Genomic DNA, 21286 nt, shown 5'->3' with positions numbered 1-21286 from the left:
CCGTCACGACTCCCGGATCATCTGCGCGATGAGGAAGGCCATCTCCAGACTCTGGCTGCGGTTCAGCCGGGGGTCGCAGCCGCTGCGGTAGGCCCGTTCGAGGTCCGCCTCGTTCAGCTTTTCCATGCCGCCGGTGCACTCGGTGACGGGCTCGCCGGTCAGCTCGAAGTGCACCGCCCCCATGCGCGAACCGTGGACCCGATGGAGGGCCGCGACCTCCTGCAGCTCCTGGAGGATGTCCCCGAAGGCCCGGGTCTTAAGTCCGCCTGCGGCCTGGCGGCCGTTGCCGTGCATGGGGTCGCAGCTCCACAGGACGGGATGGCCCTCGGCGCGGGCCGCCTCGATGAGGGCCGGCAGCACGGCTTCGGCCCGCCCCGCGCCGAAGCGCGTGATGAGCGTGAGGCGGCCGGCCTTCCGCTCGGGATCCAGCTTCGCCAGCACCTGCCGCAGCTGGTCGGGCGTCATGGAGGCACCCACCTTCAGGCCGATGGGATTGGCGAGACCCCGGATGTACTCGAGGTGGGCGCCATCGAGCTGCCGGGTGCGCTCGCCGATCCAGAGGAAGTGGGCCCCCAGGTTGTAGTGGCGGTCGAACTCGGGCACGAAGCGGGTGAGGGCCGCCTCGAAGGGGAGGTGCAGGGCCTCGTGGCTGGTGAACAGCTCGCCGGTCCGCAGGTGCTCCGGCAGCCCGCCCAGGCGCTGGACGAAATCCAGCGAGTTCCGCACCTGGTCCAGGGTCTCCAGGTAGTGGCCCGCATCCTCCCGGCTCCAGGACAGGTCCCAGTGCTCGGGATGGTGCAGGTCCGCGAAGCCGCCATCCACCAGGGCCCGCAGGTGGTTCAGGGTGGCCGCGGCCCGGTGATAGGCCTCCAGCAGCCGGCCGGGATCCGCCTCCCGCTGGTCCGGGGCCAGCCCGTTGATGAGGTCCCCGCGGTAGACCGGAACCTCCTGGCCGTTGACCTGCTCGGTGAGGCCGCTGCGGGGCTTGGCGTACTGACCCGCGATGCGCCCCAGGTGGATGACCCCGGTGCGGCCGCCGTGGGTGATGAGCACGGACATCTGCAGCAGCACGCGCAGCTTGTCCTGGATGATGGGACCGCGGCAGTCCCGGAAGGCCTCGGCGCAGTCGCCCCCCTGCAGGAGGAAGCGCCTACCCGCCGCGGCCTCCGCCAGCAGCTTCTGGAGGGAATCCACCTCCTCGGCCACCACCAGGGGCGGCAGCTCGCGCAGCTCCGCCAGCACGGTGTCGACGGCGGCGGGATCGCGGTAGACGGGCTGCTGGGCGGCGGGCAGACCCCGCCAGGAATCGGGGGTCCAGGGCTTCATCGCGCACCTTCCATGGGGGCCTGCGGGTAGCTGCCCAGCACCTTCAGCGAGGCGCAGGCGGTCTGGAGTTCGACGAGGGCCTCGGCCATGGGGGCATCCTCGGCGTGGCCCTCCACGTCCAGGAAGAAGGCGTACTCCCAGAGCTTCCGCCGGGTGGGCCGGCTCTGGATGCGGCTCAGGTTCAGGCCGCGGCGGGCGAGGGGTTCCAGCAGGCGCAGCAGGGCACCCGGGCCATCCTGCGCCATGGCCAGCAGGGTGGTGCGGTCCCGGCCCGTGGGCTCTGCGGCCTTGGGCCCCAGCACCACGAAGCGGGTGGCGTTGGCGGCGAGGTCCTGGATCCGCGTCTCCGCCACGCGGAGGCCGAAGAGCTCCGCGGCCAGCTCCGAGGCCACGGCCGCCCCCTCGCCGTCCTCCCGGGCGAGACGGGCGGCTTCGGAGGTCGAAGGAGCCTCGATGCGGTCCGCCTGGGGCATGTGGGTCTCCAGCCAGCGTCGGCACTGGCCCAGGGCCTGGGGATGGGAATAGACCCGCCGGACGCTGCCGAGATCCAGGCCCGGGTGCACCAGCAGGGCCTGGTCCACGGGGAGCAGGATCTCCGCGCAGATGCGCAGCGGGCTGTCGAGGAAGGCATCGAGGGTGGAATCCACGGCCCCTTCCGTGGCGTTCTCCACGGGCACCACGCCATAGTCCGCCCGGTCCCGCTCCACGGCCTGGAACACGGCCTGGATGGTGCCCTGGGGCAGGGCCTGGCTGGAGCCGCCGAACTGGTGCCGGGCTGCCAGGTGCGTGAAGGTGCCCTCGGGCCCCAGGAAGGCCACCCGCAGCGGCTTCTCCAGGCTCAGGCAGGCGCTCATGATCTCCTGGAAGATCGTGCGCACGGCGGCATCCGGGAAGGGGCCGGCATTCGCCGCCTCCAGCCGTGCGAGGATCTCCCGCTCGCGCTTGGGCGCGTGGAAGAGGGCCTCCGGAGCCGCCTCGGATTTCAGGCGCCCCACCTCCGCGGCGAGGCCCGCCCGCCGGTTGAGGAGGGCCAGCACCTGGTCATCCACCGCGTCGATGGCCTGGCGGAGGCCGGCGAGAGACTGGGGATCAGGCTGAATCATGGTTACTCCTGAATGCGAAAACCCCCGAGCCGTGAGGTCTCGGGGGCGATGGCGGAAGCGGTTTCGTTCTAGACGCCGCCCGGCCTCGCACCCGAGGTGCGAAAGCTGAAGGCGAAAAAGCGGCGGGAGATCAGCATGGCGGTCCTGACACCTTACTTCAGGTGCCGAGGTGGGTCAATGTTTCCGCCAGGCAGGCGGCCCACACGTCATCCGGGGTCTCCTCCAGGAAGAATTCCACGGCGTGGCCGGCCGGCCGGGCTTCGGGATGCAGGGACCAGGCCTCGAAGAGGGCCTCCAGAGGGGCGGCATCCAGGGGGTTGTGGCGGAACTTGTGGGCCTTGCGGGTGCGATCCGGCTCGGGGCCGCGCAGGCAGACGCCCTCGCGCCGGGTGGCCACGAAGGTGAAGGCCTGGACCCACTTCCCGCCCATGAGCTGGTTGAAGTGGAGGTAGGCCCCATGGTGGCTGCGGGAATAGTCGAAGAGCCGCTGCTTCCCCTGCCACTTGGCGGCCCACTGGGTGAGGATGACCGCCAGACGGGCCCGCTCGGAGGGGTGCCTCAGGCAGCTCTGGGCGTAGGGCAGGAATTCATCAAGCAGGTCCACGGCGATCTCCGGCGTCCTCCACCCTACCGCAGGCAGGAAGGGTGGACATCCTTCCGACCTGCCGCTACACCTCTCAAAGACCGCTAACATGAACCGATTCCCGAGCCCCTCGATGCCCGTTTTCTCCGACCCATCCGATCCCGAAGCCGACGCCCAGCGCCCCTGGGTGCCGACGCTGGCGGTCCTGCTGCTGAGCCTGGCCGTCACGATGGTGGCCTGGCTGAATTCACGGCAGAACCAGCTGCTGCGCGACCAGGCCCGCTTGAACCGGTTCGTGGGACGCACCGAGCAGAGCCTCCGGAACCGGCTGGGTCGCTACGAGGACATCGCCCGCGGCGCCCAGGGATTCTTCGTGGGCGGGAATTCGCCCCTGGCGGTCGAGCAGTGGCGGACCTACGTGGACAGGCTCGACCTGCCCGGCCGCCACCCGGGCCTGACGAGCCTCGCCTTCATCACCCCGGTCCCCTCCGCCGATCTGGACGCCTTCCTGACGCACAGGCCCCAGCTCGCGGGCCGCTACCACCGGCCCATCTCGGACCCGATGCCACTGCACGACCCCGGCCAGCATGGGGACCACCTGATCATCGAGCTCTGCGAACCCGGCGAGCGTGCCGCCGCGGGCCTCGGCCTGGACGTGGGCACCAGCGCCACCCAGCGGCTGGCCGCCGAGCGGGCGCGGGACACCGGCCAGCCAGCGCTGTCGGGGCTGCTCTACTTCACCCGGCCCCTGGGCCGGGAGGACGCCGTGGCCCTCTTCGTGCCCGTCTACGAGGGCACCCCCGGCAGCCCGGCCCTGCGCCGCCAGCTGCTCCGCGGCTGGATCTCCGCCGGCATCCTCATCAAGCCCCTCATCGAGGACGTGCTCAGGGGTGAGGATCAGGGCGTGGCCTTCGAAGTGGTGGACGCCTTCGCCGCCCAGGGCCCCCGGTGGCTCTACGCGACTTCCGACTGGCCCAAGGGCGGCGGGGCCGACGTCATCCGCACCTTGGACATCGGGGGACGCGGCTGGCAGGTCCGCTACGCGATCAAGCCCGACTTCTACAAGGTCGAGGGCCGGAACCAGCCCCTCATCCTCCTGGTGGGCGGGCTCCTGGTGAGCGTCTGCCTGGCCGCCGTCGTCTGGTCCCTCGCCGGCACTCGCCGGCGGGCACTGGAGCTGGCCCACTCGATGAACGCCTCCCTCCGCGAGGCGCTGCACCGGAACCGCAGCCACCTGATGTACACGCCCCTGGCGGTCATCGAGACGGACTCGATGTTCAAGGTGAGCGAGTGGAACCCCGCCGCGGAACGCATCTTCGGGTTCTCCAGGGAGGCGGCGCTGGGCCAGGACCCCCGGGCCCTGATCATCCCGCCGGAGGGCCAGGACGAGGTGCCCTCGCGCCGCGAAGCCCTGCTCGCCAGCGAGACCGGCACCCGCGTCACCATGGAGAACCTCACCCGCACCGGCCAGCGGATCCTGTGCGACTGGTACAACACCGCCCTCCGGGACGAGCGGGGGCGGTTCATCGGGGCCATCTACCTGGCCGATGACGTCACCGAGCGCCGCCGCGCCGAAAGCGCCCTGCGCCAGGCCCAGAAGCTGGAGAGCCTGGGCGTGCTGGCCGGCGGCATCGCCCATGACTTCAACAACCTGCTGACGGCCATCCTCGGCAATGCCGAGGTGGCGCTGGACCGCATCCCGGACGACCCCGCCCTGCGTAGCGCCATCCAGCGCATCGAGGCCACCACCCAGCGCGGATCGGATCTCGCCCGGCAGCTCCTGGCCTACGCCGGCAAGGCCCACTTCGCCGTCCGGCCCCTGGACCTGAACGCCATCATCCTCGAGATGGGCGACCTGCTCTCCGTGTCCATCTCCAAGAAGGTCACGGTCACGACCGACCTGGAACCGGGCCTGCCACCCGTGGACGCCGACAGTGCCCAGTTCCAGCAGGTGGTCATGAACCTCGTGATCAATGCCTCCGAGGCCATCGGGGACCAGCCCGGCCGGGTCGTCGTCCGCACGCGGAGCGTGTCCTACGGCCGGGCCGAGCTCAGTTCCACCTTCCCCGGCCAGGTGCTGGACCCCGGCCCCTACGTGCGCCTGGAGGTCGAGGACGATGGCTGCGGCATGGATGCCGAGACCATCGGCCGCATCTTCGACCCCTTCTTCACCACCAAGTTCACCGGCCGGGGCCTGGGCCTCTCGGCCATGCTGGGCATCGTCCGCGGCCACCGGGCCGGGATCCGGGTGGAAAGCAACCCGGGTGAGGGGACCCTCTTCATCCTTCTGTTCCCGGCCTCCGAATCCACCGTCGCCCAGCTCATCCCCGAGGCCGAACCGCCGGTGCCGATGTCCGGCACGGTCCTGGTGGTCGACGACGAGAGCATCATCCGCGACCTGGCCCGGAGCGCCCTGGAGACCGCCGGCTTCAGCGTGCTGGAGGCCCGGGACGGGCTGGAGGCCGTGGAGCGCTTCGAGCAGGAGCGTGGGTCCATCGACCTGGTCCTGCTCGACATGACCATGCCCCGGATGGGCGGCGCCGAGACCTTCCGACGCATCCGGAGCCTGGCGCCCGGCATCAAGGTGCTCCTGACCAGCGGCTACACCCAGAAGGAATCCCTGGAGTCCCTGGCGGACCTCCCTCCGGACGGGTTTCTGCAGAAACCGTTCAGGGTTCGCGAACTGGTGGGCAAGGTCCGGGAAATCCTCCGCGGGCCCACCGGCAAATCTAAGAATAAATAAACAATAAGGAATATTTAAAATATGGGCTAAATCCTTGCCACAACAGCGTCCTGTGGCATGAGTCACAAGTGGTACTTGATTAAGTTTTTAAACACTGAAATCGCACCTTGATCGTCGCATGCTGAACGGATCTGGAGGCATTCATGTCCGAGTCCGCTCCTCTGCTGATCAGTGCCGGCAACCTGCCTGCCCCCAACTGGCATGCCACCCACGAGGAGGCCCAGGCCCGGCTGACCCGCATGGCCGAGGCCCTGGGGGCCGGGGACTGGAAGGAGGTGGACAAGGGCGCCAAGTGGATCTACGAAGTGCTGCGGCCCCACAACGAGGCCGAGGAGCGGGAGCTCTTCCCGCTGCTGGAGGAGCTGGGCGCCGAAGCCCTGCACCTGCGCCTCCACGAGGACCACCGCCAGATGTGGGACCTCACCCTCCAGCTGCTCACCGAGATCAGCGAAGGCCAGGTGCGGGCGCCGCGCTCCCTCACACTGCTGGGCCAGCGCCTGGTGGACCTCATCCGGGACCACATCGAGGCGGAAGAATTCCTCATGCTGCCCCTGCTCAGGGGCAAGTCCCTCTACTGCTCCGACGACGAGACCCAGGACGGCTACCTGATCCTGGAGAAGAAGCTCGTCGCCCCCGAGACCTGGTCCTTCATCGTGCAGGCGCCCCAGGTGGCCCGGGGCCGGAAGCCCGGCCAGTTCTTCATGGTGGCCCCCTTCCCCGAGAGCGAGCGCATCCCCCTCACCCTGGCCGGCGGTGACGCGCGCAAGGGCTACATCCACTTCATCATGCAGGAGGTGGGCTCCACCACCCAGGCCATGGGCAAGCTCAGCGCGGGCGACCGCCTCTACGCCGTGGCCGGCCCCATGGGCGCCCCGACGGAACTGGTCGAGGAGGGCACCATCGTGCTGATGGCGGGCGGCTATGGTTCCGCCGCCATCCTCCCCGCCGCCGAAGAGCTCCATGCAAAGGGTCGCCGTGTCATCACCATCCTGGGCGGCCGCAGCAAGGAGCGCGTCCTCCTGGCCGATGAGCTGGGGGCGGCCTCGGCCGAACTGATCGTCACCACCGATGACGGCAGCCTGGGCCGCAAGGGCCTGGTCACCGACGCCCTCGCGGACGTCATCGCCCGGGAATCCGTCGCCGAAGTGGTGGCCGTGGGCCCGCTGCCCATGATGCGCGCCGTCTCCGATCTCACGAAGCCCCATGGCATCTTCACGCTGGTGAGCCTCAACGCGCTCATGGTGGACGGCACCGGCATGTGCGGTGGCTGCCGCGTCAGCGTGGGCGGCGAGACCAAGTTCGCCTGCTTCGACGGCCCCGACTTCGACGGCCACAAGGTGGACTTCGCCATGCTGCGCAACCGCCAGGACTGGTACAAGGCGGAAGAGCAGTGCGACCCCAGCGAGTGCAAGATCGGGCGGGTGGCCGCCACGGGCCCCGTGGACTACTCGCAGTACCTGAACGCCCCCGTCACCGACCTGGCCGACTGGAAGACCCTGGACCTGGGCACCATCAAGCCCAGCCAGAAGATGAAGATCCCCCGCCAGGAGATGGCCTGCCAGCCGCCCGAGCTGCGCGTGTGCAACTTCGACGAGGTGAGCCTCGGGCTGTCGCCCGAACAGGCCAAGCTCGAAGCCGCCCGCTGCATCATGTGCAAGCACCCCGCCTGCATCGACGGCTGCCCGGTCAGCATCAACATCCCGGCCTTCCTGCAGCAGATCGTCAACGACGACCCCCAGGCCGCGGCCCGGGTCATCAAGGAGAGCTCCTCCCTGGGCTCCGTCTGCGGCCGCGTCTGCCCCCAGGAGAAGCAGTGCGAGATCAAGTGCGTGGTGGGCATCAAGGGTGATCCCGTCTCCATCGGCCGCCTGGAGCGCTTCGCCGCCGATTCGATGCTGGGCTCCACCGAGCTGCCCCCCGTCGAGGCGTCCACGGGCAAGAAGGTCGCCGTCATCGGCGCCGGTCCCGCGGGTCTCACGGTGGCCGGCGAGCTGGTCAAGAAGGGTCACCAGGTCACGGTCTACGATGCCTTCCACAAGCCCGGCGGCGTGATGCTCTACGGCATCCCCGAGTTCCGCCTGCCCAACAAGATCGTGGACCAGGAAGTGGACAACCTCCGCCGCCTGGGCGTGAAATTCATCATGAACACCCTGGTGGGCCGCAGCATGACGCTGGAGGACCTGCGCAAGGAGAATGACGCCCTCTTTATGGGCACCGGCGCCGGCCTGCCCAAGATGATGGGCATCCCGGGCGAGGAGTACAAGGGCGTCTACACCGCCAATGAGTTCCTCACCCGCATCAATCTCATGCGCGCCGACCTCTTCCCCCAGTACGGCACCCCGGTGACCGTCGGGAAGAACGTCATCATCGTGGGCGCCGGCAACACCGCCATGGACGCCGCCCGCGCCGCCCGCCGCATGGGCGCCGAGCACGTCACCATCGTCTACCGCCGCACCATCAAGGAATCCACCGCCCGCAAGGAGGAGCTGGAGCATGCCCACGAGGAGGGCGTGGAGTTCAAGTTCCTCACCACCCCCGTGCAGCTGCATGGCAACGACAAGGGCTGGATGACCCACGCCGAGTGCGCCGTCATGGAACTGGGCGAGCCCGGACCCGATGGCCGCCGCAGCCCCAAGATGACCGACGAGCGCATCATGATCCCCTGCGAGACCCTGGTGGTCGCCCTGGGCTTCGACGTGAACCCCCTCCTGGCCATGACCGACAAGGGGCTGAAGACCCTCAAAGGTGGAGTTGTTGTGGTTGACAACGAAACCGGTGAGACCTCCATTCCCGGCGTCTTCGCCGGTGGCGACGTCATCACCGGCGGCGCGACGGTGATTCTGGCCATGGGCCAGGGCCGCCGGGCGGCCGCAGCCATTCACAATCGCCTCATGGGGGAGCCCCAGGCGGCGGTCTGACCACTGGACCGTTTGTGATCAAATCGACCGTTTCATCAGGTATGATATGGCAGGCACGAATCCTGTCCTGATACCCATTGCCGGAACCCCGTAGAGGGCCCCCGGGAGGAGCCAACCATGAGCACCCGCATCATGAAGACCCTGGATGGGAACGAGGCCACCGCCTCGGTCGCCCATCGCCTCAGCGAGGTCATCGCCATCTATCCCATCACGCCCTCCTCCAACATGGGCGAGTGGGCGGACGAGTGGAGCTCCCAGGGGAAGACCAACGTCTGGAAGACCATCCCCTCCGTGGTGGAGATGCAGTCCGAGGGCGGCGCCGCCGGCGCGGTCCATGGCGCCCTCCAGGCCGGCAGCCTCACGACGACCTTCACGGCGTCCCAGGGCCTGCTCCTGATGATCCCCAACATGTACAAGATCGCCGGCGAGCTGACGCCCTTCTGCATGCATGTGTCCGCCCGCACCCTGGCGACCCACGCGCTGAGCATCTTCGGCGACCACTCGGACGTGATGTCCTGCCGCATGACGGGCTTCGCGATGCTCAGCTCCGAGAGCGTCCAGCAGGCCCACGACTTCGCGGCCATCTGCCACGCCGCCACCCTGCGCAGCCGTGTGCCCATCCTGCATTTCTTCGACGGCTTCCGCACCAGCCACGAGGTCGCCAAGATCGAGATCCTCACCGATGAGGACCTGCGCCACATGGTGCCGGACGAGCTGGTGGCCAAGTTCCGCAAGATGGCCCTGACGCCGGATGCCCCCGTCCTCCGCGGCACCGCCCAGAACCCCGACACCTTCTTCCAGGCCCGCGAGGCCGGCACCCCCTACTACGAGGCCTTCCCCGCCATCGCCCAGCAGGAGATGGACCGCTTCGCCGCCCTGACGGGCCGCCAGTACCGGCTCTACGAGTACTTCGGCCACCCCGAGGCCGAGCGCGTGGTCATCGCCATGGGCTCCGGCTGCGACACCACCCACGAGTACGTGGAATGGGCCATGAAGCAGGGCGAGAAGGTGGGCGTCCTGAAGGTCCGCCTCTTCAGGCCCTTCGCCATCGCCGAGTTCGTCCGCGCCCTGCCCGCCTCCGTGAAGAAGATCGCCGTCCTCGACCGCTGCAAGGAGCCCGGGTGCCCCGCCGAGCCCATGCACATGGACGTGGTCTCCGCCCTGCGCGAAGGCCGTGAGGAGGGCTACACCACCCTCGATCCCATCGTCGTCGGCGGACGCTACGGCCTGTCCTCCAAGGAGTTCACCCCGGCCATGGTCCAGGGCGTCTTCGAGAACCTGACCAAGGACAAGCCCAAGAACCACTTCACCATCGGCATCGTGGACGACATCAGCCACAGCTCGCTGACCTACGACGCCAACTTCGACATCGAGGGCGCCGACGTGACCCGCGCCCTGTTCTACGGCCTGGGCGCCGACGGCACCGTGGGTGCCAACAAGAACTCCATCAAGATCATCGCCGAGGAGACCCCCAACTACGGCCAGGGCTACTTCGTCTACGACTCCAAGAAGTCCGGCGCCATCACCATCAGCCACCTGCGCTTCGGCCCGCGCCCCATCAAGAGCCCCTACCTGGTGACCAAGGCGAACTTCATCGCCTGCCACCAGACCAGCTTCCTCGACAAGTACGAGATGCTCGAGGCCGCCGTGCCGGGCGCCACCTTCCTCATCAACACGCCCCACAACGCCGAGAACGTGTGGGAGACGCTGCCGAAGGAAGTGCAGGAGGCCATCGTCGAGAAGAACCTCCGGTTCTACGTGATCGATGCCTATGAAGTGGCCAAGAACACCGGCATGGGCGTCCGCATCAACACCATCATGCAGACCTGCTTCTTCGCCATCTCCGGCGTCCTGCCCAAGGACGAGGCCATCGCCCAGATCAAGAAGGCCATCAAGAAGACCTACGGCAAGAAGGGCGACGCCGTCGTCCAGCAGAACTTCAAGGCCGTGGACGAGACCCTGGCCAACCTCTACGAAGTGAAGGTCCCCGCCACCGCCACCTCCACCCGCGTGCGCCCCCCCATGGTGGCCGCCGGCGCCCCGGACTTCGTCCAGCGCGTCACGGCCGTGATGATGGAAGGCAAGGGCGACCTGCTGCCCGTCAGCGCCTTCCCCATCGACGGCACCTGGCCCATGGGCACCACCAAGTGGGAGAAGCGCAACATCGCGCTGGAGATCCCCGAGTGGGACAGCGGCATCTGCATCCAGTGCAACAAGTGCGTCCTGGCCTGCCCCCATGCCGCCATCCGCGCCAAGGTCTATGACCCGGCGGAGCTGGCCGGCGCCCCCGCCACCTACAAGTCCGTGGACTACAAGGGACCCGAGTACAAGGGCCAGAAATACACCATCCAGGTGGCGCCCGAGGACTGCACTGGCTGCACCCTGTGCGTCGAGGTCTGCCCCGCCAAGGACAAGAGCAACCCCAAGCACAAGGCCATCGACATGGTGGCCCAGGCCCCGCTGCGCGAAGCCGAGGCGGCCAACTACAGCTTCTTCCTCGACCTGCCTGAGGCCGACCGCACCACGGTGAAGATGGACGTGAAGGGCACCCAGTTCCTCGAGCCCCTCTTCGAATACAGTGGCGCCTGCTCCGGCTGCGGCGAGACCCCCTACGTCAAGCTGCTCACCCAGCTCTTCGGCGACCGCGCCCTCATCGCCAACGCCACGGGCTGCTCCAGCATCTACGGCGGCAACCTGCCCACCACGCCCTACACCACCAACAAGGATGGCCGCGGCCCCGCCTGGGCCAACAGCCTCTTCGAGGACAACGCGGAGTTCGGCCTGGGCATGCGCCTCTCCGTGGACAAGCACCAGGAGTTCGGCCTCGAGCTGATGCACCGCCTGGGCTCGAAGCTCGGCGATGAACTCGTCGCCGGCCTCGCCACCGCCGACCAGACCACCGAAGCCGGCATCAAGGCGCAGCGCGAGCGCGTCGGGATCCTCAAGCAGAAGCTCTCCGCCATGGCGGAGCCTGAAGCCAAGATGCTCCACGACGTCGCCGACTACCTGGTCGACAAGAGCGTCTGGATCGTGGGCGGCGACGGCTGGGCCTATGACATCGGCTACGGCGGCCTGGACCATGTCCTCGCCTCCGGCCGCAACGTGAACGTGCTCGTGCTCGATACCGAGGTCTACTCCAACACGGGCGGCCAGGCCTCCAAGTCCACGCCCATGGGCGCGGGCGCCAAGTTCGCCATGGCCGGCAAGAGCATGCCCAAGAAGGATCTGGGCATGATCGCCATGTCCTACGGCGGCATCTACGTGGCCAAGATCGCCTTCGGCTTCCGCGACGCGCAGACCGTGAAGGCCTTCCAGGAGGCCGAGTCCTACAACGGACCCAGCCTCATCCTGGCCTACAGCCACTGCATCGCCCACGGCTACGACCTGTCCCACGGCTGCGACCAGCAGAAGCTGGCCGTGGACTCCGGCCACTGGCCGCTGTTCCGCTTCGACCCCCGCCGCCTGGACAAGGGCGAAGCGCCGCTCCAGATGGATTCAGGCGCCCCCAAGGTCCCCATGCTCCAGTACGTCCGCAACGAGACCCGCTACCGCATGATCGAGCAGCAGAACCCCGAGCACTTCAAGAAGCTCATGGACCAGGCCCAGCTCGATACCTCCAACCGCTATTCCGTCTACGAGCAGCTCGCCAAGCTGTCCGTCACGGCCAAGCACAGCTGAGGGTGATGACATGAACCTCTCGACCACCTACCTCGGCCTCAAGCTCGCCCACCCCCTGATGGCGGGCGCCTCCCCCATGGTCGACGACATGGGCATGGTCAAGCGCCTGGAAGACGCCGGCGCCTCGGCCATCGTGATGCACTCCCTCTTCGAGGAGCAGATCACCCGCGAAGAGCAGGGCACCATCATGGACATGCAGCTCAGCTCGAGCACCAGCGCTGAGGCCCTGTCCTTCTTCCCCCAGCCTGATGACTTCCGCCTGGGTCCTGAGAAGTACCTGGAGCAGATCCGGCGCATCAAGGACGCCGTGTCTGTTCCCGTCATCGCCTCGCTGAACGGCACCACCCCTGCGGGCTGGCTGCACTACGGCAAGCTGATGCAGGATGCCGGCGCCGATGCGCTGGAGCTCAACGTCTACTACATCCCCACGGACGCGAAGGAATCCGCCTCCGAGGTGGAGAAGCGCACCCTCGACATCGTCCGGGCGGTGAAGGCCGAAGTGAAGATCCCCGTCTCCGTGAAGCTCTCGCCCTTCTTCTCCGCCCTGGCGCACTTTGCCGTGGAGTTGGAAGGCGCGGGCGCCGACGGCCTGGTGCTCTTCAACCGCTTCTTCCAGCCCGACATCAACGTCGAGGAGCTCGTCGCCGAGCCCAGCCTGCAGCTGTCCGGCCCCTCGGACCTGCTGCTCCGCCTGCGCTGGCTTGCCGTGCTTCACGGGCACATCAAGGGCAGCCTCGCCGTCACCGGAGGTGTGCATGACGGCATCGGCGCCCTCAAGGCCGTCATGGCCGGCGCGGACGCGGTCCAGATGGTCTCGGCCCTGCTGATCCACGGCCCCGACCGCCTGGCCCAGAGCCGGGCCACCCTCGCCGAGTGGCTCGAGGAGCACGAATACGAGTCCCTGGCCCAGGCCCGGGGCAGCATGAGCCTGGTCAAGTCCCCGAACCCCCAGGCCTTCACCCGCGCCAACTACATGCGCATCCTGAACGGATGGAAGCCCTGAGTGGGGATTTTTCCCAAGGAACCCCCGGGCGACCGGGGGTTTCGTGTATTGTGCGCAGAATCACAGTCTTTGAATGTGATTGACCTGAAGATCGTCTATTATCTGTAGCATCCATCCAACCTCATCAGCGCAGGTGACCATGCTTCCTCTGTCCCAGTCCTCCGGTTACGCGGTCCTGGCCATGAGCTGCCTCGAAGACCCGGGTGGCAAGCCCACCCTCGTCGTCGACGTCGCGGCCCGCACGGGTTTCCCCCGGCCCTACCTCTCCAAGATGATCCACAAGCTCGCGAAGGTCGGCCTGGTCATGGCCAAGCGCGGCAACAAGGGCGGCGTGGTGCTCTCCCTGGCTGCCAAGGAGATCTCGCTGGACCTCATCGCCGAGGCCGTGGATGGCTCCGAGTGGCGCAACCAGTGCCTCCTCGGCTTCAAGGACTGCTCGGATGAGCGCGCCTGCCCCTCCCACACCTTCTGGAAGGCTGAGCGCGACCACATCTACCGCTGCCTGAAGGACATCACCCTCGAGGAGATCCGCACCTTCGAGCAGCAGAGCCGGGGCTGGCGCCTGGCCGATGCCCTGCCCGAGAAGAAGGTGAAGCCCCGGGCCAAGAAGGCCGCCAAGCCCGCCGCCAAGAAGCCGGCCGCCCCCAAGAAGGCGCCGGTCAAGAAGGCGTGATCTAGGGCCCTTCAGAAGCCAACAGGCCGCCCCCAGGGCGGCCTGTTGCGTTCAGGGGGATGGAAAGGTCAATGCACGCTGGCGTGCTCACACTCGCAAGCCGCTGCATGAGGCTCATTCACAAGACCGTGGGTGGCCCGGAAGCTCTCCACACCGGGATCGTGGTTCTGCGCCAGGTCCGCCAGGGTCACCGAGCGCAGCCGCGCCATGATCTGATCCAGCGTGGTGTGCCAGAACTCGTGGAGGACGCAGGGCGTGTGATCCGAGCAGCCCAGCAGGCCCATGAGGCAGCGGTTCCGCCAGGCCGAGCCGTCGATGGCATCGGACAGATCCTCGAGGGTGATCTCGGTGGAAGGCCTGGCCAGCACCACGCCGCCATGATGTCCCCGGCGGGCCACCACCAGCCCCTTCTTTGCCAGCTTGTGGATCAGCTTGGAGAGGTACGACCGTGGGATGCCCGTGTACTCGGCCACCTCTTCGACCAGCACTGGATGGCCACCGGGCTCCTGAAGGCAGCGTAACGCCCGCACTGCATAGCCCGTGGTCTGGGACAGTGGGAGCATCTGAACCTCCATGAAAGAGCTTGCCAGAACAGGCCTTGTTAATGAAGATGCTCCGGTAATCTAACGAGTCAACTCCGTTGTGACCTGCGTCACCTCAGTCGCGGACGGGGGCGCCGGATGGAAAAAACAAAGCCCCCGAAGGGGGGCTCTGAAACCAGGATCTGCCCCGGGATGTGGGTCCTACTTGGCCACGACCAAGCTGTGGAGGCCCTGGTAGGTGCCCTTGGGGATCGCATTCTTGGTCACCAGCTCGGCCTTGGACTTGTAGGGCCGCTTGGCGATGATCGCGGCAGCGAATTCCGCCGGGATGCCTGGGAGCTTCATCAGCTCCGCCTTGGTGGCGTGGTTGATGTCCACGGCCTTGGCCTTGAGCTCGGCATCTGCCTTTTTCTTGGCCTGCCAACGCTGCTGGCGGACCTTGGCCTTGGCCTCCAGTTCCTCCTTGGATGGGACCCGCTTCTTGCTTGGGGCGTCCTCCTGGGCCGTGACACCGACGGAGTGGACGGCCAGGGCCAGGCCGAGGAACAAACCAACTATTTTTCCAGTCATGAATTACCTCTTCGGAACAGGATCATCCTCGGGCCAATCCTGGCGAGAAGTTTACCAGGAGGCCAAAACAAGGGACCCGGCAGCCTGGGGCGGCCGGGTCCCTTGATCATGCGGTGGTGATCGGTGGGGCCCGGCGGACCGGGCCCCAGGGATCAGGCTACTTGAAGCTCAGGTGGACGACGCGGATGTCCGCGACCTTGCCGTTGCCGTGGCAGATCAAGCACTGCTCGACGTTGGCAGGCAGCGCACCATCGGCCGGGCGGGGCGCGTAGAACGAGCCACCGTTGGCACGGAAGTGCGCAACAGCAACCGGGGTGTCATGGCAGGCGGAGCAGGCGCCCGTGATCGGAGAGATCACGAGAGAGCCAGCCTTGGCCTGGGTGACGGCGCCGGTGGCGGCAGCGTAGGACCAGCCCGCGGGATAAGCCGTGTTCAGGGGCAGGACAGCAGGGTTGCTGTTGACCGTGCCGGTGAGCGCGGGGTTGAACGCGGGGTTCATGGTCGGGTTGATCCAGGGAGCGATCACCTTGTCCGTGGCGAGCACGGTCTCGGCGCCGGTCACGATGGAGTAGGCCGTGGCGGTGGTCTGGGCGCCGGCGGCGACGCCGGTCCAGAGCAGGTTCGGCAGCGCGGAGGCGCTGGCGCTGTTGGTGAAGTCGAAGGAGCCGGTGACGTGGCAGGCTTCGCAGTTGTTCAGGACGGCGGGGTAGGTCGTGTTCCAGTACTTGTCGCCGGCCGTGACTTCCCACGAGTACTTGTTCACCCGCTTGGCGGAGGCGTGGATGCCGTGGATGGCTTCCTTGATGTTCACGGCCCAGCCGCTGTTGATGCGGTTGACGTTGTGGCAGAAGGAGCAGGTGGGCACATCGTTGCGCTGGCCCGCGTGGTAGCCCTTGTCGGTGAATTCGCCGAGGGCCGCGTGGCAGTCATTGCACTTGGCATTGGTGACGATGGCGCGGCGGCTGGCCGTCGCGTTGGCAGTGAAGCCGGCGGGCAGGGTGCCGCTGACCTTGACCCAGGCGTTGGGAGCGGGAACACTCAGGCCGCCCTGGCCGGAGGGGCCAGTCCAGGTGCCGGGGCCGGTCCACGCGATGGGCGTGTAGGGGTAGGCAGCCAGATCGGTCTGGGTCAGGGGCTGGGTGGTCTGCAGGCCGTAGGTGTAGCCGATGCCGCCGGTGACCATGGTGGCGGTGGCGGGAACGGTCACGCCGGTGAAGGTCAGGGTGTAGTAGCCATTGGCATCGGGGGTGGCGGACAGGGTGCCGTCGGCCGTGGCAGCCAGGGCCTTGCCGTCGGCGGTGAGGTGATCCGCGCGCCAGATGTTGGGGAAGTAGACACTCAGAGTGGTATTCCAGTCGGCGGGAGCGGTGATGCCGTCCTGCGACATGCCGAAGGCGACGTAGAAGCTGGGGCCGCCCACGTACTTGTCCCAGAAGGTCGGCACGGTGCCGGCCGCGTAGGTGCGGAAGTCCTTGCGGAGGCCATCTTCCAGGAAGCGGAAGAGGAAGACCGGGTGGCCGGTGGCATCCAGGGTGAAGCTCTTGATGTCCCAGGTGGGCTTGTGGGCGCCCAGGGGCAGGCTGTTGGTGTAGGCCGCCACGAAGGAGGCGTTGGTGTTGTTGTTGCCGGGGCTGGGAACAGCCGCGGTCTGGGTGGTCAGGAAGATGTTGTTCGCGTTGGGGGCCACGACCGGGGTGTGGTAGAGGTCGATGGCGGTCGCGGTGTGGCAGGTGGTGCAGAGGTGGTCGTCAAGCTGGGGGCCACCGTTGCCGATGGTGCCGTGGTTGGTGCCGGTGGCGAAGTCCACGGCGTCATGGCAGGCGCCGCAGGCCTTGCGGTTGGGCACGTTCTTCCAGTTGTCACCCTCGGGGCTGCGGGCGCCGTCATGGCACTTGACGCAGTTCCGCTGGTCCTGGGGGTAGGTGACTTCGTTGAACAGGATGTTGGCGTAGTTGTAGCCCGTCTTGGTCAGGCCCTCGCCCATGTGCATGCGGTGGATGAAGGCGGTGAACTCGCCCACGGCCAGGCCGTTGATCTTGTAGGTGTTGCCGGAGTAGCCGCCGGCGACGGTGGTGGCTTCGGCATTGCCGTACTTGCGCTGGTCGGTGTGGCAGACCACGCAGTAGTTGGGATCGACGCGGCTGCCGCCGTGCACGACGAGCTCGGTGTGGCACTGGTTGCAGGCGGCCATGTCCACGATGGTGCGGGTGGCGGCGGGAGCGGCCACGAGGCCCGTGGCGGGCACGAAGTCGTAGAGGATGTTGGCGGGGTTCTTGACGGGCACGCCGGGGATGGCGGTGTTGGAGCCGTCAGGCGTGTTGGAGCCGGTGCCGCGGGCGTTGCCGCCGATCTGGATGCTGACGCGGTGGACCAGGGTGCCGTCGAAGGTCACGTCGCCGAGATCGGCGCGCTTGTTGTTGCCCGTGTAGGTCGCCGCGTCCAGGAAGGCCTGGGCAGCGGTGATGTCACGGAAGAAGGTGTACTTGTAGCTGCCATCGCCGTTGTCCACCAGGGTGCCGACACTGTCGGTGCTGGGCTTGGAGGGGGCGGCGGCGGTGGTGGTGCTCGGCGTCGAGGTCACGATGTAGTTGACCCAGATGCTGGGGCTGCCATTGGCGCCGGGCACCAGCTTGGCGATGCTCAGGGAGAGGTTCTGGTAGGCGGGAAAGAGGGCCGTGGCGGACTTGGCGGTGAAGCCGAGGCCGATGACGGGCACGCCGTACTTGTCGGTGACCTTGAAGTTCACGACGGGCTTACCGGCGGCGGCGGATACCGTGGCGCTGGTGATGGTCCCGGTGAAGGACTGGGCAGCCCATTCGTCGGGGGTCATGGCGGCGGCGTTGATCAGGGTCGCGCCGGAGGGGCCGGTGGGGCCCGTGGGGCCCGTGGGGCCGGTGGGGCCCGTGGGGCCGGTGGGGCCGGTGGCGCCAGTGGCGCCGGTGGCGCCGTTCTGGCCGGCCTTTCCGTTACAACCGATCAGCACAAGGGCGATCGCTGCGGTGGCGAGAAGCCCGCAGAGCTGTTTCAGAGGACGATGCTTCATGTTCAGTTCTCCTTGAATTGAGGTGGTGAAGCGGTGGAAAAAGGCAAAGCGTGAAAGTCCTGGTTCACTAAAGGAAATGGGGCACCTCCTTTGGCTTCATGAGTCGGAACGGTCCGCGACTGGAACTTACGGACGGGCGATGTTGGTGCCGTGGCAGAGGGTCTCGTTGAAGCAGCCCGGTGCGGTTCCGGCAGGCGGCGTCGTCAGGGGCTTCATGGTTGAATTCGCGCCAGCGGTGTGGCACTTGGCGCACTCCGGAGCGTTCGAGACATCCGTCTGCGTGTGGTTGGGCAGCGAGAGGGTGGTGCTGGTCCAGGGCTTGGCCGGATGCGGGGCCTTGGTGTGGCAGGTCTTGCACGAAATGGCCGGGCCATTGTCGTAGTTGGAGCCGTGGCACTTCGCGCAGCGCGCGAAGCCGGCCATGGCGAACATGTCGGAGGTGTTCACCGCCAGCTGCGCCGCATGGCGGCCATGCGCCATGGGATCCGCCCAGCCGGCAGGGTGGTTCACGCCGCCGGGGTGGCAGGTGAAGCAGCTCACCTTGGAGATGCCACCGGCCAGGGCCGGATCAGTGGTGGAGCCGTGGCAGGTCTGGCACTGTTCGGGCGTCGCGGCATAGCCGGCGTAGTGGACCTGGATCCAGTTGGCCGGATGCTGGCCCTTGACCTCTTCGAACGGAACCGCCTTCTGGGCCTTCCCGGCGCAGCCCCAGGCGAGGAGCGCCAGGGCCATCGCGAAACAACTGCCGGCCATCCATTTAACGTTGCTCATCGTATTCCCCTTCGAGACTCAGCGGATGACTACCGATGACAAGCGCGGCACTTGTCGTTGTTGGCCCGGCCGTGGCAGGTGTAGCAGCTCGACGGATCCATCTTCCCTTCCATCTTGTGGAGGGTCAGATAGTCGCCCCGGTGCGGCGCCAGGCGATCCGGACTGTCGCTGAGGCGAATCGCGGGCTTCATCGGCACCTTGCCGCCGTGGCAGTCCGAGCAGAAGGACTGGGCGTGGCAGGACGCGCAGGCGTTGGCGTCCTGGTTCGCCTGGTACTTGTGGCTCTTCACGAACGTCTGTGTGTGATCGAAGGAGGCGTAGGGCTTGAGGGCGCCCTTCGACACATCCGTGGTGTGGCACTCGGAGCACATGGGCCGGCCGGCACCCAGTCCTTCCGGATGGGTCGCCGCGAAGCTGGTCTCAGGGGAGATCAGGCTGCAGGCCATGAGCAGGCCCAGGCCGAACAGGACGCCGAAAAACTGGAGGACGGACTTGCGGGCCATTACTGACCTCCCTTCTTACCAAAGCCGAACCGGTACTCGGCACGCAGCAGACCACGGGTCTCATCCTTGGCCACCGGCGTGCTGCCGCGGCTGATGTCTCCGCTTACCTTCAGATTCTCGGTCGCCTTGAATCCCACCGAGGCCACCACTTCATAGAGGCTGGTGAGCCCGTTCAGGTAGGGGTTGCCTTCCTTGAACTGCTGGACGATGCCATCGAGACTCAGCGAGAGCTTCTTCCGCTCGATCATGGTCCAGGCCCGGAATTCCGTGTGGGACAGGCTGCGACCCGGGGCAGTGGGATCCACCTGGATGGTCTTGCTGGCGCTCACGGAGCGGGCGCCCAGGCCGGCCATGTAGTGCTTCTCGGTGGAGGCGTAGCGGACCTCGCCGCCGACCCGGTTCACGTCCCCGAAGGACTCCCGGTTCATGTGGCGGAAATCGCCGATCAGCTGGAGGTTGTCCGTGGCGCTCACCGTCAGGGCGCCGCCGTAGCCCTTGTACTTGTCCTTCTCGTCCTGGCGGAACAGCGAAGGCAGGTTGGTGCCCGCGAAGTAGGCGTAGAAGTTCCGCTCCGCGACGTTGGCGCTGAGGGTCACCTTGGAACCGAACTTGAAGATGGCGGTGTAGTCATGCTCGGCGATGTTGGAGGGCTTCTCGGTTCCAGCGGGCAGCGCCAGGTGATCGGCCAGGTCGAAGATCGTGCGGCCACGCAGCTGGAACGCCGGGGCGGGCGCGATCAGGAGATCGACGCCCATCTGCTTCCGGGTGTAGTCCACGGAAGAGGGGATGGTCAGATCCTTCGCGGCCTTGGTGCCGTCCTGGAGGTAAGAGAGGCCGATCTCGCCGATCTTGGGAATGCGCCAGCCCAACCGGGTCCCGAAGATGAAATCGCGCTGGAGGTCGTAGTCCTTCTGGGCGGTGGGATCCACCGTCTTGTAGAGGACCGGCTTGCCGCCGAAGGCCGAGAGGGTGAAGCCGCCGCGGAGGTCGGTCCGCAGGCTGACGCCGTCCACCTGCTCGAAGCCCGTGCCCTGGTTCACCGTGAACCGGCCGGCCTTGACCTCGGCATTCGCCTGGTTGAACCGGTACTGCAGGTACCCGAAGTTCAGGTAGCCCGCGGTCTTCGAGCCATCCAGGTTGCTCGAGTCCGATAGGTCCGTCCGCCCCCACCCGAAGAGGTGCAGCGACAGGTTGTCGGAGCCCAGCTTGTTGGCATCGATGCCCAGGTACTGGGTCGCGGGGGTGTAGGTGGCCTTGTCCAACCCGACCTCCGACTTCCACATCTGGGCCATGGTGGTGCCGTAGAGGCTGACCTCCTGGCCCCAAGCCGTGGCTGACATCAGGGTGGCAAGCAGGGCCACAAGATTGTGTCGTTTCATGGTTCGCCTCATCTCGCAGTGCGCTGTGCGTTTGGCCGTTTCAGAAGACGAGTGGTGCGTGGTGCGGGGGACTCGGAATGGCGGTCTAGCTGATCGTCAGGTCAGGATCGACAGTAGGCCGCTATTTAGCCGACCTCAAGAGAGAGAATGCACAAACAGATATGCCCGAATGGTTCTACAGAGGGGCATCATCACGCATTCGTGACAATTCAAAAAAAATTTTAAGTTTATTTTTTTCATTAATTTAATGGATGAAATAATGGTAAAAAATATGCATTAACATTGTTTTGAATTCGAATCACGCACCCCTCGGGGGACAAAGTTGTGACCTGTGGCACTGGGAAAGGTTCCCGGGACTTCCGGCTGTTTTTTGGGGGGGCCCCCGAAGGGGCTGTGACCCCGTGCACACCGGGAGGCCCAGGCACTCCCGTGTGACCCCTGACACGGGCCA

At 66.9% G+C, this 21286-nt stretch carries 14 protein-coding genes; 5 read left to right on the top strand and 9 right to left on the bottom strand.

All coding sequences use genetic code 11. From position 1 onward, the window contains the following. Positions 1–3 precede the first annotated feature (3 nt). The 3 genes from QOZ81_RS02080 to QOZ81_RS02070 form a co-directional block, all read right to left on the bottom strand. A complete protein-coding gene (locus tag QOZ81_RS02080) occupies positions 4–1326 on the bottom strand; it encodes a 3-deoxy-7-phosphoheptulonate synthase class II (RefSeq protein WP_291202331.1) in 1323 nt (440 codons plus the stop codon). Continuing rightward, on the bottom strand, positions 1323–2429 hold the full coding sequence (gene pheA, locus QOZ81_RS02075) for a prephenate dehydratase (protein ID WP_291202334.1): 1107 nt from the start codon (positions 2427–2429) through the stop codon (positions 1323–1325). Before pheA ends, QOZ81_RS02080 begins: the two co-directional genes overlap by 4 nt. 157 nt (positions 2430–2586) lie before the next feature. Continuing rightward, on the bottom strand, positions 2587–3033 hold the full coding sequence (locus QOZ81_RS02070) for a hypothetical protein (protein WP_291202337.1): 447 nt from the start codon (positions 3031–3033) through the stop codon (positions 2587–2589). 112 nt (positions 3034–3145) lie between these two features. Between QOZ81_RS02070 and QOZ81_RS02065 the strand changes: the two genes are divergently transcribed. The 5 genes from QOZ81_RS02065 to QOZ81_RS02045 all read left to right on the top strand — a co-directional run bounded on the left by QOZ81_RS02065 (position 3146) and on the right by QOZ81_RS02045 (position 14027). After that, positions 3146–5755, top strand: a complete 2610-nt coding sequence (locus QOZ81_RS02065; RefSeq protein WP_300715326.1) for a CHASE domain-containing protein — start codon at positions 3146–3148, stop codon at positions 5753–5755. Positions 5756–5898: 143 nt separating this feature from the next. Then, complete coding sequence (gene gltA / locus QOZ81_RS02060) at positions 5899–8673, top strand: NADPH-dependent glutamate synthase (RefSeq protein ID WP_291202342.1); 2775 nt, start codon at positions 5899–5901, stop codon at positions 8671–8673. A 117-nt stretch (positions 8674–8790) separates the two neighbouring features. After that, positions 8791–12351 carry a pyruvate:ferredoxin (flavodoxin) oxidoreductase gene (gene nifJ, locus QOZ81_RS02055; RefSeq protein ID WP_291202345.1) on the top strand — a complete coding sequence of 1187 codons (3561 nt, stop codon included), beginning with the start codon at positions 8791–8793 and terminating at the stop codon, positions 12349–12351. A 10-nt stretch (positions 12352–12361) separates the two neighbouring features. Next, positions 12362–13354 (top strand): dihydroorotate dehydrogenase-like protein, encoded by a 993-nt coding sequence (locus QOZ81_RS02050; protein WP_291202348.1) that lies wholly within the window; start codon positions 12362–12364, stop codon positions 13352–13354. 139 nt (positions 13355–13493) lie between these two features. Beyond that, on the top strand, positions 13494–14027 hold the full coding sequence (locus tag QOZ81_RS02045) for an RrF2 family transcriptional regulator (RefSeq protein ID WP_291202350.1): 534 nt from the start codon (positions 13494–13496) through the stop codon (positions 14025–14027). Positions 14028–14095: 68 nt separating this feature from the next. Here the strand turns inward: QOZ81_RS02045 and QOZ81_RS02040 are convergent, their stop codons facing one another. From QOZ81_RS02040 to QOZ81_RS02015, 6 genes are all read right to left on the bottom strand, one after another. Further along, on the bottom strand, positions 14096–14590 hold the full coding sequence (locus tag QOZ81_RS02040) for an RrF2 family transcriptional regulator (protein ID WP_291202353.1): 495 nt from the start codon (positions 14588–14590) through the stop codon (positions 14096–14098). A gap of 180 nt (positions 14591–14770) precedes the next feature. Next, positions 14771–15139 carry a ComEA family DNA-binding protein gene (locus tag QOZ81_RS02035; RefSeq protein WP_291202356.1) on the bottom strand — a complete coding sequence of 123 codons (369 nt, stop codon included), beginning with the start codon at positions 15137–15139 and terminating at the stop codon, positions 14771–14773. A 157-nt stretch (positions 15140–15296) separates the two neighbouring features. Further along, positions 15297–18182, bottom strand: coding sequence for an OmcA/MtrC family decaheme c-type cytochrome (locus QOZ81_RS02030; RefSeq protein WP_291202359.1), 2886 nt, complete (start codon positions 18180–18182; stop codon positions 15297–15299). A 126-nt stretch (positions 18183–18308) separates the two neighbouring features. Next, complete coding sequence (locus QOZ81_RS02025; protein ID WP_291202363.1) at positions 18309–18953, bottom strand: hypothetical protein; 645 nt, start codon at positions 18951–18953, stop codon at positions 18309–18311. 29 nt (positions 18954–18982) lie between these two features. Further along, the gene (locus tag QOZ81_RS02020) at positions 18983–19456 is read right to left on the bottom strand and encodes a hypothetical protein (RefSeq protein WP_291202366.1); all 474 of its coding nucleotides are present in this window, start codon (positions 19454–19456) and stop codon (positions 18983–18985) included. Then, on the bottom strand, positions 19456–20835 hold the full coding sequence (locus QOZ81_RS02015; protein ID WP_291202369.1) for a hypothetical protein: 1380 nt from the start codon (positions 20833–20835) through the stop codon (positions 19456–19458). Before QOZ81_RS02015 ends, QOZ81_RS02020 begins: the two co-directional genes overlap by 1 nt. Positions 20836–21286 lie beyond the last annotated feature (451 nt).

Source organism: Geothrix sp., assembly GCF_030219325.1.
Taxonomy (GTDB): Bacteria; Acidobacteriota; Holophagae; order Holophagales; family Holophagaceae; genus Geothrix.
Note: the sequence above shows the minus strand (reverse complement) of the source record. Positions and strands in the feature narration are given on the sequence as shown.

Excerpts from the sequence above, each read along its gene's own strand:
- QOZ81_RS02015 (WP_291202369.1), bottom strand. The coding sequence starts at position 20,835 with ATGAAACGACACAATCTTGTGGCCCTGCTTGCCACCCTGATGTCAGCC.
- QOZ81_RS02025 (WP_291202363.1), bottom strand. The coding sequence starts at position 18,953 with ATGAGCAACGTTAAATGGATGGCCGGCAGTTGTTTCGCGATGGCCCTG.
- QOZ81_RS02030 (WP_291202359.1), bottom strand. The coding sequence starts at position 18,182 with ATGAAGCATCGTCCTCTGAAACAGCTCTGCGGGCTTCTCGCCACCGCA.
- QOZ81_RS02080 (WP_291202331.1), bottom strand. The coding sequence starts at position 1,326 with ATGAAGCCCTGGACCCCCGATTCCTGGCGGGGTCTGCCCGCCGCCCAG.
- gltA (WP_291202342.1), top strand. The coding sequence starts at position 5,899 with ATGTCCGAGTCCGCTCCTCTGCTGATCAGTGCCGGCAACCTGCCTGCC.
- QOZ81_RS02035 (WP_291202356.1), bottom strand. The coding sequence starts at position 15,139 with ATGACTGGAAAAATAGTTGGTTTGTTCCTCGGCCTGGCCCTGGCCGTC.
- pheA (WP_291202334.1), bottom strand. The coding sequence starts at position 2,429 with ATGATTCAGCCTGATCCCCAGTCTCTCGCCGGCCTCCGCCAGGCCATC.
- QOZ81_RS02050 (WP_291202348.1), top strand. The coding sequence starts at position 12,362 with ATGAACCTCTCGACCACCTACCTCGGCCTCAAGCTCGCCCACCCCCTG.
- QOZ81_RS02040 (WP_291202353.1), bottom strand. The coding sequence starts at position 14,590 with ATGCTCCCACTGTCCCAGACCACGGGCTATGCAGTGCGGGCGTTACGC.
- nifJ (WP_291202345.1), top strand. The coding sequence starts at position 8,791 with ATGAGCACCCGCATCATGAAGACCCTGGATGGGAACGAGGCCACCGCC.
- QOZ81_RS02020 (WP_291202366.1), bottom strand. The coding sequence starts at position 19,456 with ATGGCCCGCAAGTCCGTCCTCCAGTTTTTCGGCGTCCTGTTCGGCCTG.
- QOZ81_RS02065 (WP_300715326.1), top strand. The coding sequence starts at position 3,146 with ATGCCCGTTTTCTCCGACCCATCCGATCCCGAAGCCGACGCCCAGCGC.
- QOZ81_RS02045 (WP_291202350.1), top strand. The coding sequence starts at position 13,494 with ATGCTTCCTCTGTCCCAGTCCTCCGGTTACGCGGTCCTGGCCATGAGC.